A 14,776-nucleotide genomic window follows, 5' to 3' on the forward strand; every position below is an offset into this window, starting at 1 on the left:
TTACTCTTTTCATTTTTTAAATCATTTAACATTTATTGAACAAAATGCACGATTTATATTCATATTTCAATTATTAAAGATTTCACCAGTTACTAAAATTTCATCATTTTTGTTTAATAAAATACATCGATTATAAAGTTTTGGGTTATTAAAAATTAAAGTAACATAATTTAATCCATTTCATTGACCACGAACACTATAATATAATTCTTTATTACCTTTTTTGTAATATTTTGCTTCAATACTGTTACTCAGTTTTACTGTTAATTTGACATAATTTGCTTTATCTTTCATGTTTATAATTTCCTTAAATAATTATCAAAAATTAATATTTTTTTATGATTTTTTAAATAATATTTAATATGCTTAAAAGCATCTTGTTCATGTTTTGTTAATTTTATATTTCCTTTATAATTTTCTATTTTAGTTTTATTTTTTGGGTGATTTTCGAAATAATCTCAGTTGAAAACATCTTGTACTAATACCATTAATGCACCAATAACTTTAGGGGTTGCTAATGGATTAGTTAATAATTGTTTTGAACTTAAAAAGAAATTTTCTACAATAACTAATATTTTTTTATTAATAAATTTTTCTTTAATTAATTGAAATTTTTCTTTATAAATATTTTTAGTTCATAAAACAGTTAATGTATTGAATGTTTCATTAAAAATAATATTATTAGTTTCATTTGAATATATAACAATTCCATTATTACCAATACCAGCAGGGTCAATTCCAATAATTAAGTCATATTTCATTATTAATCAAATTCTCTGCATTGTATTTTATTAATTAAAATTTTAATAATATCAATTGAACCTTTTAATTTATTTAAATAATATATGTCTTTTTCTTTATTATATTGTTCTATATCACTATCTAAAATTAAATTTAATCAACTAATTAATTTTTCTTTATCCATATTTATACCTCCTACTTAACCTAATATTTAAAATACAGTCATAACAAATTGCTTTACTATTTTTATCTCTTAAAAAATATTTTCTTGTTTTTATATCATTAGTATTAAAGAATAAATAATCAAATTTATGTTGTTTACATGTTCAACAAAAATACTTTTTCATTATGAGTTGAAATTTCCTTATAAGAAGTAACTATATAATTAATTGGTAAATCATCATGTTTATATGGATTATTTATTTTAAAACCTTTTCTGTTTTCTTCTCACGTAATGTTATATTTAAAACAAGGATTAGTAATTTTAGTTTTGTTATCAGTTATTTCACCCATAAATCAACTATTATGCTGTTCATAAAATGTTAATGGTTCAAGTTTTATATCATTAAGATAATATTCTTTTGGAGTCGTTGGTTTATTAACAGTTATTTTTTGGTCTTTAATATATGGTTCTAATAATTTTATTAATTCATTACCACTTAATTCTCTTTTAATATTTTCTAAATTAAAAACTCAATATGTATATTTATCATCAGCAATAAAAGTATTATTTTTAACCATTCATTTTGGACATTGTAATTTATATTCACCATAATCAATAAGAATAGATTGTGGTTTATCTTTAATAATTTGTTCTTTTTTAAATTCTATTTGCATAATAATCCTTTCCTAATATGTTCTGTTGCTTCTAGCATAAAGAACATATAATTTGATTTTTAGATTATTAATATACTACTATTCGTTTTATTCATTCCATCAATTCTGGGCTCAAAAATAAATTGTGAAATTTTAAAAAACATTGAGGCATTCGATTCAATATTTATTTAATTTGCGTTTAGCAAATTAATATTTTAATTGAACCGGCACCGCTCAATTTTTTTTACAAGTTTGAAATTTATTTTCTCGCCCAAAAAAATTTTCAAAAAAAAAATAAAAAATAAAACCAACACTTGCTCACTGGATAGTGGCAAGGTTGGTTAAATTAAGAATAATAATAGTTCGTCCCCACTCCGGGTCTATATATACTAGTTTCCAATTCGCTCCCACCCCAAGAATTACCATTACTGGTTAGTATATTTTATTAGGTATCACTCCACTTTTTATTTATCCATGCAAGTCCACATGCTAGCTACTATTTTTAACAACTGTGTTGTAGTTCACTTTTTTAGTTCCCTAACACGTGTTGATAATAGTGCTAAAGAGGTTTATTAAAAATTTTAAAATTTTACAATTACAAAAAAAGACAAGATTTTTATTCTCGTCTTTTGTCATTTATTTTTAATTCAAGGGTAAAAAAAAGAAAGTGTTTATTTTTGAAAATGATTAGTTACCGACATCTTCGACACGCTCCCAATAATTTTTATAATTTTAAAAAACATAATATTATTCTTGTAATTCTTCTAATTTTCATACATTACCTTTTAAATTACCTTTTCCACTATAAATAGTAATAAATTTAGCATGTTGAACTGATAAAATTACTATATTAGCACTATCATTAAAGGTTTGTATTGGTACACCAGCAATTTTTTTATCAGTTATAATAAATTCTTGAATAGTATAAACTGGATTATATATACTTCAAGAATAATAAACTCTATAATGTTTATTCTCTTGAAAATAATAAGTAATTTGTCAATTATCTCATTTATTTTTCTCTCTTGTTCCTACTTCTTTTCAATTTGAACCACTTGGACTTGGTGTTGGATTATTTTTTAATTCAATATCTCAAATATTTTCTTCTATTTCATTTGTAGTTAAACTACCAGACCTTATTTGTAATTTTGATTTAATATCAACTTTAATAGTATCTTGTAATTCTTCTAATGAAAATATATTCCCATATTGTTTATTTCCACCAATAATAATTAATTGACTTTTATTACCATCAACAGTTCCTAGTTTAATAATTAATGAAGCATCTTCATTATCAATTTTACCTTTAACAAGCATATAATCTCCACCTATATATGCAGAACTCTTAAACTCTATTTTTAGTTTTACACTTGTTTGATTAAAAGGTGGTTTATCTCATGTTATAAATACTCTATAATATTTATTAAAACTAAGAGCAAAATCTTCTCATGTACGATTATCAAGACTTTTACCTATTATTTTTCAATTTTCTTTATCTTGTTTTTTATCAATATTACTTTTATTTTCATTAATAGCACCAACAACTGTTTTATTAGTAGTTTCTAAATTAGGAATTTCTTGACCAATAGCATTCATAGAAAAAGCAATTGGAAATAATGCTTTTGTATCTTCTAATTTTTTATCTATTTCTTCTTTTTTATAATAATCAGTTAAATCAGTAGAACCACCAATAGCACTAATTTTATTATTTTCATCAATAGTTATATTAGTACCAGCAATTAATTTATTTTGTTTTTTATCTAATAAATTATTAGTTTCTAGTTTTGTATAATAATCACGTTCAGTATTTTCTTCTGCTATAAATTCAGTTGGTGTACCTATTCCTTGATATTGATATATATTATGAATTATTGGTTTATACTTTTTTGTGTTATTAGTAGCAATAAACTTTATTAAATCAACATCATATAATAATGTTACTTTATCAATATTAACATCAATATTTTCAATTATTATTTGCTTTTGTTCTATTTGACTATTAGTAATTCTTATATTAGATTTAGTTAATTTATTATTACTTATAATAAGTTGTTTACTATCGATAAAATAATATGTTCAATCAATAATATATCATATATCTGTTTTAATATTTTCATTTTTAACTTTCTTTCATAAAGGACTAGTTTCAATATTAAATCAATTATTTTTAACATCATTAATATTTTCATTTGCTTTAATTAATTCAGTATTTAATTTGGTAATTTCATTTTCATTAGTAGTAATTCGTTTTTGTTGTTTAGCAGAAAAATCACAAGTTGGTGCATGAGTAAAATCACCAATTTGCGGATTATTTTGTAATGCTTCTGGTGGTAATGTTCCAATTTCATCTGGTCAATCTAAAATCATTGTTTCAGTTTCTTTATCATAATCTGTTGCAACATAACCTTTATTAATAAATTTACTAACAGGACCTCTATATATTTCATTTTCATTATCATCAACTAAATCATCATATAATTTAATTTGTTTTGATAATGTAAATTCTTTTTGTTGTTCAATTAATTCATCAACTTGATTTCTAGTATAAAATGCTTTTAAGTCAATTTTTTCAACATCTATTTCATCATCATTATAACTTGAAAATATTTGTTTTAATTCTGTTAATCTTGCTCATATTTTCATTCTACTAGGTGCTAAATCTCAAACATTAATTGTAGGAGTACTATTTGCACTAAATTGAGTACCATTATTAAATTGAATAGTAGCATCAACATTAAATTCAATTGGTGTACGATTAAATACTCAATGTTCAACCATAACATAAACCATATCTCTTAATGTTTCTTTAATTAATTCATCTTTAAAACTATCGAAAGGAAATTTAGATAAAATAAAATCAAGATAAGCATTAATATCATTTTGAGCACGAATAGCAAAAGTTTTAAATCAATCATTAACATTAGATCATGTTTGTATATATTGCTGTGGGGTTTCTGTAATTTTTCCAGTTAATGGATATCAGTTATTATAATTTTCAAGACTGACATCAGTTCAAAGTTTATTAATCATAATTTATCATTCCTTAAAAAATGCTTTTTTATAATGCTTAGTTTTTGTTTTAGTTTTTCTATGTGAAATATGGATAATTTCTTTTTGCAACTTTTTCTTACCCTTTTCTACAACTTGACTATATGCAAATTTTTCTAAATGATGTAATAATCCAGTACCAAATAAAGTGTTTACTGAAAATTTTAAACCAACATTTTTAAATGATTTGTTAATATTTTCAATAGGATTATTAATAACATTTACTACTTTATGATAAGTTCTAATAGTTCTAAATATTTCTCTATATACTTTAAAACTATCTCTAATTACTTGTTGAACAACTGGTGGAGCAAATGCTATTGCTTTTAATCATTTATTACGATTAACACCATAACCAATGTATCAACCACTATATCAACGATATCAATGAAATGGATGTATTTGAGTAACAAAAGTTTTTGCTTTAAGAATACTATCAACAACTGTAATTGGTTTATATTTAGGATTACGATGATAAATAGTAATTGCACATTTATCTAATGACAAAGGTTGAATTTTACAACCCATAAATACTGGTGAATTTAATGGAATTAATTGTGCGTGTTTAATTGCTCTTTTTTCTGCACTAGTAAATAAATCAGTTGCTTTTTCTTTTAATTTATTAATTTTTTCGGGAGCGTGTCGAAGATGTCGATAACTAAAAAGTTTTAAAAATAGCTCCTTTCTTTTTTAAATCCTTGAATTAAAAATAAATGACAAAAGACGAGAATAAAATTCTTGTCTTTTTTTTGTAATTGTAAAATTTTAAAATTTTTATTATTAACATCCTTTAAATATCTACTACACGCAGTGACCAAGTAGGAGAAAGTTAATAATTAATAATCTTCTTTAACGCTATTATCAACACGTGTTAGGGAACTAAAAAAGTGAACTACAACACAGTTGTTAAAAATAGTAGCTAGAACATGTGGACTTGCATGGATAAATAAAAAGTGGAGTGATACCTAATAAAATATACTAACCATTTAATGGTAATTCTTGGGGTGGGAGCGAATTGGAAACTAGTATATATAGACCTGTTGTAGGGACCTATTGTATTAATTCTATTCTTTATTTAACCAACCTTGCCACTCCCCAGTGAGCAAGTGTTGGTTTTATTTTTTATTTTTTTTGAAAAATTTTTTTGGGCGAGAAAATAAATTTCAAACTTGTAAAAAAAATTGAGCGGTGCCGGTTCAATTAAAATATTAATTTATTAAACATAAATTAAATAAATATTGAATCGAATGCCTCAATGTTTTTTAAAATTTCACAATTTATTTTTGAGCCCAGAATTTCTGGAATGAATAAAACTAATAATAGTATTATTAATAATTTAAAAATCAAAATATATGTCCTTTATGCTAGAAGCAACAGGACATATTAGGAAAGGATTATTATGCAAATAGAATTTAAAAAAGAACAAATTGTTAAAGATAAACCACAATCTATTCTTATTGATTATGTTGAATATAAATTATCACTTCCAAAATGAATGATTAAAAATAATTCTTTTATTGTTGATAATAATTACACATATTGGGTTTTTAATTCTGAAAATATTAAAAGAGAATTAAATGGTGATGAATTAACAAAATTATTAGAACCATATATTTCTGAACAGAAAATAACTGTTAATAAACCAGAAACACCCAAAGAATATTATCTTAATGATATAAAACTTGAACCATTAACATTTTATGAACAGCATAATAGTTGATTTATTGGTGAAATAACTGATAGTAAAACAAAGATTACTAATCCTTGTTTTAAATATAATGTTACATGAGAAGAAAACAGAAAAGGTTTTAAACTAAATAATCCATATAACCATAATGATTTGTCAATTAATTATATAGTCACTTCTTATAAACATATTTCAACTCATAATGAAAAGATATTTTATTTATAAAGAAAAAAACTATGAATAATAAAAATAAAAAATGTGAATTAAGAGTTTGTATGGATAAAGTTTGAAAAGAATGTATTAATAATTCTACTAAAACTATTAAATATAAAAATTGACCAATACCTTATTTAATATGTGACAGTTGTTATAACAAAATACCTAAATACCTTAAACAAACAGCAAAAATAATTGAAAAGGGATGATTTACATAATGGAAAAAAAGATTATTGAATATAAAGTAGGATTAATCAAACAAATTGATAGTTTACAAAAAAATAATTTAGTTTGTGGACATAAAGAGTTTATCGAAGAATGTAAATATTGCTGAAGTAATTGTGATTTAGAAATTATTAAAACAATTGTTAGAGGTTAATTTGATTAATGCAATATGACTTAATTATTGGAATTGACCCTGCTGGTATTGGTAGTAATGGAATTATTATATACTCAAATGAAACTAATAATATTGTTTTTAATGAAACATTTAAAACTAAAACAGTTTTAAAAAGCAAAAATCTATTTAAAGAATACTTTTTATTAATTAAAAAACATTTTGATAATAAAAAAATATTAGTTATTGTAGAAAATTTCTTTTTAAATTCAAAACAATTATTAACAAATCCATTAGCAACTCCTAAAATTATTGGTGCTTTAATAGTATTAGCAGAAGATGTTATGAATTGAGATTATTTAGAAAGTGAACCAAAAAATAAAAACAAAATAGAAAATTATAAAGGAAATATAAAATTAACAAAACATGAACAAGATGCATATAAGCATATTAAATATTATTTAAGGAATTATAAAAATGAAAGAGAAAGCCAATTATGTCAAATTAACAGTAAAACTGAGTAACACTATTGAAACAAAATATTACGAAAAAGGTAATAAAGAATTATATTATAGTGTTCGAGGTCAATGAAATGGATTAAACTATGTTACTTTAATTTTTAACAACCCAAAATTTTATAGACGCTGTATTTTATTAAACAAAAACGATGAAATTATTGTAACTGGTCAAATTTTTAACACTTTAAATATTCCTAAAAATCGTGCATTTTGTTCAATAAATGTTAAATGATTTAAAAAATGAAAAGAGTAAAAAATGATATTATGAAAAATTTTATTAATAATACCAATATTAATAACAAGCATAACACTAATAATATTTTTAATATTTATTAGTAAAGAATTAAAAAATGAATATAAAGTATTAAAAATATTAAGTGAAATTGCTAATCAAATTAAAAATAAGGAGAAATAATATGAAATATGAAGATAAATGTTCTATGTGCAATAAAGTAAAAGAAAACTTTTTATCCAATACCTGTAATAGTTGTTGATTAGAATCAGTTAATAAATGAAATAGAAGAAGTTGAAGAAATTTAGGAGACATTGATAATCAATAAAGAAAATATACCATGTTGTTTTAGTGAAGTTAATGAACTTGGTAAACATATAACAAATTGTAATAATTTACCAACAAAATTAGATAAAGATAATGTTCAAGTAAGATATTTTTGTGATAAACATATGATAAAAGTTGAAAATATAAGAAGAAAAATTGTCCAAAAATATATTAATGAATATAAAGAAAAATTAATTTTAGATATCGATGAAATTATAAATGATAAAAATCCACATAGAACTTATACAGAATATGTCTTTTCTTTAAAAGAAAGAATTGAAAATGGAGAATTTGATAATGATTAAATTAAAAGATTTATTTGGTGAAGATAAAATAGAAATATTTTCACCAAATCCCAAAGATTTAACAGATAGTAATGATATAAAAGCATTGATTTTATGAAAATATCCCAATGTCATTGCTAAATATTTAATTGTTTCTCAACCACATGCTAATACTGCAATTTTAGTTGGAGATAACTTTAATTATCAAGGTTGAATAGAAGTTTTTATTAAACAGAAAGTAGAAGGAGTAGAAGAAAATGCCAAATGACATAACTGTACAATCAAGTAATTACACTTTATTAAAATTAATAAGAACTGGAGCAAGTCCATTATTTGGTATGATAGGAACTTCTGCATACTATGGTCAACTTATTGGTAATCCAATATTAGGTAGTATAAATGCTTTATTATTTTCTAAAAAATTAGGAATTGATATATGAAATTTAAATCAAATGCCAAATTTAAAAAGTAAACTATTAAATTCAAGTAAAAAAATAGCATTAGGATTAGGAACAATTGGTTTAGCAAATTATAGTAAATTTACTGAAACAATAAATCCTATCACCCCAACTACAACCACTACAGAAACTCCGCCATGACCAGCATTAACATTATCAGTAACTAACAATAATGTTAATGACCAATCTTTAATGGATTGAGATACTTATATATCTTTAAATTCATATGGTATTGCAAATTTGGTTGCTGGAATTACAGAATTAATACCAAGTAAATTTGAAACTATACGTAAAATAGCAAATATGGCAACTGGTGGTTGTTTGATTAGTAGTGGTGTTGCTATGGGTATTAATAATGATTTTATGAATGCTTATGCAGTTCCGACTATTATTGCTGGTGCATCTGAAATTATCCATAATTTACTACCAATGGAAACAACTAATCATGTTGAAGAAATGCAAGAAACAACATTTACTAGTGAAAATGCAAGATTAATTAATGATGTTGTAGATAGAATATCACCAGTATATAGACCAACTACATATTATGACAGTTTATAAAGGAGGTGAGTAATTTATGAATAAAGAAAAATTAATTGAATATTATAATCACGAAATAAAAATACATAAAGAAAGGATGGAACAATTAAATAAAGAAATTTCTTTATTAGTAACTATTATAAGTAATTATCAGTCAATGGTTGAAAGAATTAATGGTGGTCAATTTGACGAATAATTAAAAAATAAATAATTGAAAGGAAAATATTGAAATGAAAGAATTATTGCATGAATTAATCATTATTGGAACAAGTGTAGGAACATTAATTTGCAGAGAATTAATTGTTTGATTTAAACGATTTATTACAACTCCAAAACATGTTCGAGCAAATAATAAAGTAATAAAACATCAAAAAAAATTAGCAAAATTAAATGAAAAAATTAATAAAGAAAATAAATAAAGGTGTAATGTAAATGTTAGAAAATGAAACTAATGTTCAAGAAACAACTGAACCTTTAACTGAAAATAATGATTTGCAAAAAGAACAAGAAACTAAGATTGTTGAATTAGAAAATAAGTTAAATAAACTTAATGAAGAAATTAAAGAAAAAGAAATGCTTAATATATTTAAAAAATATCAAGTTAAAAAAGAATTTTATGATTTTTTAAAATTTAAAACAAGTAATATAGAAAATTCAAAAGTAGAAGACACTATTAAAAAAATGATTAAAGAACAACCAGTATTTAAAGAACCAATTAATACAGGTGGTAAACAAGAAACAATATTAACAAATCAATCGAATTCAATAAAAAGTAGTTTATTGGATTATAAAAAGAAAAATAATTTATAACAGAAAGGAAAATAAAAATGGCAATTAATATTCAAACAAACTTAAATAATACAGAAAAACTAGTTGAAGCACCAGAATTTATTGAATTTTTCAAACAATCAAATAGTCCATGAGCAAACTTTTTTCCTATTGAAATAGTTAATTCTACTAAAATAGAATTTATTATTAAAGTTCCAAAAGACCCATCAATTAAAGTTATTGCATGAAATGATAAAAGTCAAAGAATAGATGTAACTTATGCACAAACTGATACTATTCCAAAAATAATTGAAAAATTATATGTTGCTGGTGAAACTATTGCAGCAATTGACTTAAATGCTGAAAATGGACAAAATTTATTAGAAAGTATGCAATATGAAGTCGCTAATGATTTAGCAGATAAATTAGCAACTGATGATATACAAGTAATTAGCGATAACGGAACTAAAGTAATAATTAGTGACACATCACCAACAGGGCATATACAGGCAATGTTATCTGCTTGAAATACTTTATTTCAATTAAGAAATAGTGCAAATTGTCGTTTCTTTATTACAAATAATCTTTATGATACTATTGTTTATTTGGCTAATAATAAAGGTTTAATTACAGATAACCAAATTGCTCAACAACTAAGATTAAATGGTAATGATTTATATATAAAAGGTGTATTATGTCAAATTGTAATGGATGATTATATGACATTTACTGATAGTGAAAATAAAAAACAAATTATACCTTTTATTTTAGCAACATCAAGAGCAATGAAAAGATATATGTTACAACAAACAATTGTTTATGTTCAAGAAATTGCTGATGGCAAACTTGGTAGAGCATATAAAGTTGGTGGTGAAGTACTAGGTCAATTAATTCCTTATATGTCAAAAAAAGAAACAACATCACGTTGAATGCTATGTGGAATTATTACTAAAACAGATTTAAGTAGTAAACTTACAATTTTAACAACTGATATTACTGCTAATACGAATAGAAAAAATCAATTACTAGATACAGCAATAAAAAATGCAAGAGAAATTACTGGTTTGAATCCAGCATTAGATTTAGTACATGCAAATATTAAATATTTTAGTGATGCACAAGGCAAAACTGATGTAAGTAATCAAAATCAAAAAGCAGGAGATTTATATGTAATTATTACTGCAGATATTAATGATGCAAATTATCAAGGTTCAACAAATCCTATAAAAATAACTCTTAAATAATAAGGACATTAATTATGCCTATTGGTACAGCAAATACAGCCACACTCTTAAAAATAAATAAACCCAAACATACTAGAATTAGTCAACAACAAGAACATAAAAGTTTATGATGAGAAATTTTAGAAATGATTGGTGTACAAGTTATAGCAGTAGCACTTGCTCCTTTTACTGGTGGTTTAAGTGAAGATTTAGCACTTGGATTAGGTGCAAGTGATTTAATTGCTAGTATTAGTGCTATTGGTGTAGAATTTTTAACTGATTTTACTATTAATCAAGTTTATGATTATTTAAAAGGAAATGTAACACCATTAAATACTTTTTTTAATATATTACCAGCATTTGCTGGACTTAATAAAATTAGTCGTGGTTATCGTACAACTAAATTTATTAAGTTAGCACAAAAAACTAAAACATTAGAACAAGTTGGTATTAAAGAAGCAAAAAACTTACAAGAAATTATTAGTCAAGTAAGTGGAAAAGAAATTTTAACAGATAAAATTATTGGTAATAAACGTTATTTAATGAAGTATAGTTTTACTCCTAATCGTGAAACAGTATTACGAGATTTAGGATATGTTGCTGAAAGACAATATAAGAATAATTTTCAAAAACTAGAAACAGAAAAATTAATGGAACACTTATTATTACAAAATACATTAATAAAATTAAGTCCACAATTAACTCCTAAATTTAAAATTAAAGATATTGAAAAAGCAAATAACTTTTTAAAAAAATTTAATACTGATTTAAAAGAAGTATTAAAAATGAATCAACATGATTGATTAAATTTAGTTCATACAATACATACAGAAAATAGATATGGAAAAACTTTAATTTTAGATTTACAAAAAATTCGTGCTAATGCTATTAAATTTAATTTTAAAAATAATGTTATTCATCAACTTGTTTTAAAAGCAAATCAAACTTTTAAATATTTTGATATTAGATTTTATTTAAAAAAAGGTTTAAATAAATTTTGAAAAGATACACCATATTTTGAAAAAATACGAGAAAGTATATATAAATTACAAGAAAAATTTGAAAAGTTAGAAAAACAAGTATTTGAAAAAATTCAGAAATTAAAAGAAAAAGCAACTGATTTATTTACTAGTGCAGAAAAAAGAGCAATTAAACATGCACAATTAATTCCATTAAATTCACCAGTATTTATGGGTTGTAAAATTCAACCTTTGTCATTAGATAAATGTGCAATTACTATTTATCATCGCAATCCTAAATATAAACCAATTACAGTTGTTGATAGTATTCTTAAAGCAAAAACTTTTGTTACTCAAATACATCCATTCCATTGATATCGTTGATATAGTGGTTGATACATTGGTTATGGAGTTAATCAAAATAAATGATTAAAAGCAATAGCATTTGCTCCACCAGTGGTGCAACAAGTAATTAGAGATAGTTTTAAAGTATATAGAGAAATATTTAGAACTATTAGAACTTATCATAAAGTAGTAAATGTTATTAATAATCCTATTGAAAATATTAACAAATCATTTAAAAATGTTGGTTTAAAATTTAGTGTTAATACTTTATTTGGTACTGGATTATTACATCATTTAGAAAAGTTTGCATATAGTCAAGTTGTAACAAAAAGTAAGAAAAAAATAAAAAAAGGTAAAAATAAAATACAAAAAGAAATTGAACATATAACACATAAAAAAACAAAAAAACATACTCATCATTATAAACAAGCATTTTTTAAGGAATGATAAATTATGATTAATAAACTTTGAACTGATGTCAGTCTTGAAAATTATAATAACTGATATCCATTAACTGGAAAAATTACAGAAACTCCACAACAATATATACAAACATGACCAAATATTAATGATTGATTTATAACTTTTGCTATTCGCGCGCAAAATGATATTAATGCTTATCTTGATTTTATTTTATCTAAATTTCCTTTTGATAGTTTTAAAGATGAATTAATTAAAGAAACATTAAGAGATATGGTTTATGTTATGGTTGAACATTGAGTATTTAATCGTACACCAATTGAATTTAATGTTGATGCTACTATTCAATTTAATAATGGTAATCAATTTAGTGCAAATAGTACTCCTACAATTAATGTTTGAGATTTAGCACCTAGTAGAATGAAAATATGAGCAAGATTAACAGAATTAAAACAAATATTTTCAAGTTATAATAATGATGAAATAGATGTTGAAAAAATTGACTTAAAAGCATTTTATACTAGAAATCAAGTTGATGAATTAATTAAAGAACAAAAAGAATTTACATTATTAAAACAAATTAAATTATATGATGATTTAGTTGATGATAATGAAAATGAAATATATAGAGGTCCTGTTAGTAAATTTGTTAATAAAGGTTATGTTGCAACTGGTTATGATAAAGAAACTGAAACAATGATTTTAGATTGACCAGATGAAATTGGAACATTACCACCAGAAGCATTACAAAATAATCCGCAAATTGGTGATTTTACTCATTCACCAACTTGTGATTTTTCTGCTAAACAACAAAAACGAATTACTACTAATGAAAATGAAATTACCAAATTAAATAGTGAATTAACTAAAACAAATGAAAACATTGATGATATCAAAAATAATTGATTTAATATTGAAACTAGTCCTTTATGAAAAAAAGTTGAAAATAATAATATAGAAATGTTGAAATGATATTTTATTAAAATCAGTTATCACTATTCAACAGAAAATAACTTTATGAAATTTTATAAAATAATTAAAATTTATTTAAATAATATTTTTCATGAATTTGAATTGTTAAATGTTGATTCCATGACTTATAAAGAACAAATACAAAATAAAAATATTTTAAATATTGGAACTATTTACTATGACAATAGAAATAAAAAATTTAGTGGTGGAGGTAATTCCTATCCTGAACGTGGAAAAATTAATTTAATTGGTGATATACAAGAAATATATCAATATCAAGGAATAGATACACCAACTGAATTTATAACAGAAGAAAGTACTGAACATGATTATTACACAAAACTAGAAACTAATAATTTATTAGATAAAAAGCAAAATATCAATGATGATGCTTTACAAACAGTTTCTAAACAAATCGTTCCTGCAATTAATGAAATCAATAATAAAATTCCTAATTTATCTGATTATTATAAAAAAGAAGAAGTAGATAAAAAATTAGAAGATGTAAAATCACAATTTCCTATTGCATTTCAAATAAATGCTATTAGTGCAGAAATTCCTAATTTAGAAACTACTGATAAAACTATTGCCGGTGCTATTAATGAATTAAAAGAAAAAATAAAAGATAAAAAATTTTCAAATGATTATTTTAAATATAAAACTGAAACAAATGAAATTGCATTAAATAATGAAGAAAATTCATTACTTTGTAAAGATTTATTAGAAAATAATGAATATAAATTATTAAAAACTCAAAATAAAAAATTATTACAAGCAATTAATGAAATATTAGAAAAACAACCACAACCCAGTCCAAGTGGTTCAAATTGAAAAGAAGTAGGTAAAGTCGTAGTAGATAAAAATAATATTACACATATAGAATAT

The 14,776-nt window shown here is 23.0% G+C and carries 21 protein-coding genes; 15 read left to right on the top strand and 6 right to left on the bottom strand.

Annotated elements, in window-relative coordinates; translation table 4 throughout:
* The 6 genes from AAHM95_RS08930 to AAHM95_RS08955 all read right to left on the bottom strand — a co-directional run bounded on the left by AAHM95_RS08930 (position 1) and on the right by AAHM95_RS08955 (position 5,133).
* A complete protein-coding gene (locus AAHM95_RS08930; protein ID WP_342274693.1) occupies positions 1 to 294 on the bottom strand; it encodes a hypothetical protein in 294 nt (97 codons plus the stop codon).
* A 2-nt stretch (positions 295 to 296) separates the two neighbouring features.
* Positions 297 to 761, bottom strand: coding sequence for a hypothetical protein (locus AAHM95_RS08935; RefSeq protein WP_342274694.1), 465 nt, complete (start codon positions 759 to 761; stop codon positions 297 to 299).
* A gap of 2 nt (positions 762 to 763) precedes the next feature.
* Entirely contained in the window at positions 764 to 925 is a 162-nt protein-coding gene (locus AAHM95_RS08940; protein ID WP_338960339.1) for a hypothetical protein, read from the bottom strand.
* 134 nt (positions 926 to 1,059) lie between these two features.
* On the bottom strand, positions 1,060 to 1,578 hold the full coding sequence (locus tag AAHM95_RS08945; RefSeq protein ID WP_342274695.1) for a hypothetical protein: 519 nt from the start codon (positions 1,576 to 1,578) through the stop codon (positions 1,060 to 1,062).
* 726 nt (positions 1,579 to 2,304) lie between these two features.
* Positions 2,305 to 4,587 carry a hypothetical protein gene (locus AAHM95_RS08950; RefSeq protein WP_342273752.1) on the bottom strand — a complete coding sequence of 761 codons (2,283 nt, stop codon included), beginning with the start codon at positions 4,585 to 4,587 and terminating at the stop codon, positions 2,305 to 2,307.
* Between the two features lie 3 nt (positions 4,588 to 4,590).
* Complete coding sequence (locus AAHM95_RS08955; RefSeq protein WP_342274696.1) at positions 4,591 to 5,133, bottom strand: hypothetical protein; 543 nt, start codon at positions 5,131 to 5,133, stop codon at positions 4,591 to 4,593.
* Positions 5,134 to 6,004: 871 nt separating this feature from the next.
* Here AAHM95_RS08955 and AAHM95_RS08960 point away from each other — a divergent pair.
* The 15 genes from AAHM95_RS08960 to AAHM95_RS09030 form a co-directional block, all read left to right on the top strand.
* Positions 6,005 to 6,517 (top strand): hypothetical protein, encoded by a 513-nt coding sequence (locus AAHM95_RS08960; RefSeq protein ID WP_338979028.1) that lies wholly within the window; start codon positions 6,005 to 6,007, stop codon positions 6,515 to 6,517.
* 208 nt (positions 6,518 to 6,725) lie between these two features.
* Positions 6,726 to 6,887, top strand: a complete 162-nt coding sequence (locus AAHM95_RS08965) for a hypothetical protein (protein ID WP_338975224.1) — start codon at positions 6,726 to 6,728, stop codon at positions 6,885 to 6,887.
* An 8-nt stretch (positions 6,888 to 6,895) separates the two neighbouring features.
* Positions 6,896 to 7,369: a hypothetical protein gene (locus AAHM95_RS08970; RefSeq protein ID WP_338975223.1), complete on the top strand. Its 474-nt coding sequence runs from the start codon at positions 6,896 to 6,898 to the stop codon at positions 7,367 to 7,369.
* Positions 7,323 to 7,616 (top strand): hypothetical protein, encoded by a 294-nt coding sequence (locus AAHM95_RS08975; RefSeq protein ID WP_338975222.1) that lies wholly within the window; start codon positions 7,323 to 7,325, stop codon positions 7,614 to 7,616. Before AAHM95_RS08970 ends, AAHM95_RS08975 begins: the two co-directional genes overlap by 47 nt.
* 3 nt (positions 7,617 to 7,619) lie before the next feature.
* On the top strand, positions 7,620 to 7,778 hold the full coding sequence (locus AAHM95_RS08980; RefSeq protein WP_342273952.1) for a hypothetical protein: 159 nt from the start codon (positions 7,620 to 7,622) through the stop codon (positions 7,776 to 7,778).
* A gap of 1 nt (position 7,779) precedes the next feature.
* A complete protein-coding gene (locus AAHM95_RS08985) occupies positions 7,780 to 7,923 on the top strand; it encodes a hypothetical protein (RefSeq protein WP_342273888.1) in 144 nt (47 codons plus the stop codon).
* Positions 7,910 to 8,227 carry a hypothetical protein gene (locus AAHM95_RS08990; protein ID WP_342273889.1) on the top strand — a complete coding sequence of 106 codons (318 nt, stop codon included), beginning with the start codon at positions 7,910 to 7,912 and terminating at the stop codon, positions 8,225 to 8,227. The genes AAHM95_RS08985 and AAHM95_RS08990 overlap by 14 nt, the downstream gene beginning before the upstream one ends.
* A complete protein-coding gene (locus tag AAHM95_RS08995) occupies positions 8,220 to 8,495 on the top strand; it encodes a hypothetical protein (protein ID WP_342273890.1) in 276 nt (91 codons plus the stop codon). The genes AAHM95_RS08990 and AAHM95_RS08995 overlap by 8 nt, the downstream gene beginning before the upstream one ends.
* The gene (locus tag AAHM95_RS09000) at positions 8,464 to 9,225 is read left to right on the top strand and encodes a hypothetical protein (protein WP_342273891.1); all 762 of its coding nucleotides are present in this window, start codon (positions 8,464 to 8,466) and stop codon (positions 9,223 to 9,225) included. The genes AAHM95_RS08995 and AAHM95_RS09000 overlap by 32 nt, the downstream gene beginning before the upstream one ends.
* A 16-nt stretch (positions 9,226 to 9,241) precedes the next feature.
* On the top strand, positions 9,242 to 9,400 hold the full coding sequence (locus AAHM95_RS09005; RefSeq protein ID WP_174480523.1) for a hypothetical protein: 159 nt from the start codon (positions 9,242 to 9,244) through the stop codon (positions 9,398 to 9,400).
* A gap of 34 nt (positions 9,401 to 9,434) precedes the next feature.
* Positions 9,435 to 9,623 carry a hypothetical protein gene (locus AAHM95_RS09010; RefSeq protein ID WP_338975562.1) on the top strand — a complete coding sequence of 63 codons (189 nt, stop codon included), beginning with the start codon at positions 9,435 to 9,437 and terminating at the stop codon, positions 9,621 to 9,623.
* A 13-nt stretch (positions 9,624 to 9,636) separates the two neighbouring features.
* Positions 9,637 to 10,014 (top strand): hypothetical protein, encoded by a 378-nt coding sequence (locus tag AAHM95_RS09015; RefSeq protein WP_338975557.1) that lies wholly within the window; start codon positions 9,637 to 9,639, stop codon positions 10,012 to 10,014.
* Between the two features lie 17 nt (positions 10,015 to 10,031).
* Complete coding sequence (locus tag AAHM95_RS09020; protein WP_342273892.1) at positions 10,032 to 11,216, top strand: hypothetical protein; 1,185 nt, start codon at positions 10,032 to 10,034, stop codon at positions 11,214 to 11,216.
* Between the two features lie 14 nt (positions 11,217 to 11,230).
* Positions 11,231 to 12,949 (top strand): hypothetical protein, encoded by a 1,719-nt coding sequence (locus AAHM95_RS09025; protein WP_342273949.1) that lies wholly within the window; start codon positions 11,231 to 11,233, stop codon positions 12,947 to 12,949.
* A 3-nt stretch (positions 12,950 to 12,952) separates the two neighbouring features.
* Positions 12,953 to 14,776: hypothetical protein (locus AAHM95_RS09030; protein ID WP_342274697.1), on the top strand; the 1,824-nt coding region annotated here is incomplete at its 3' end.

The sequence above is a fragment of the Spiroplasma endosymbiont of Phycita roborella genome (assembly GCF_964031195.1).
In the GTDB taxonomy this organism is placed as follows: domain Bacteria; phylum Bacillota_I; class Bacilli_A; order Mycoplasmatales; family VBWQ01; genus Spiroplasma_E; species Spiroplasma_E ixodetis_A.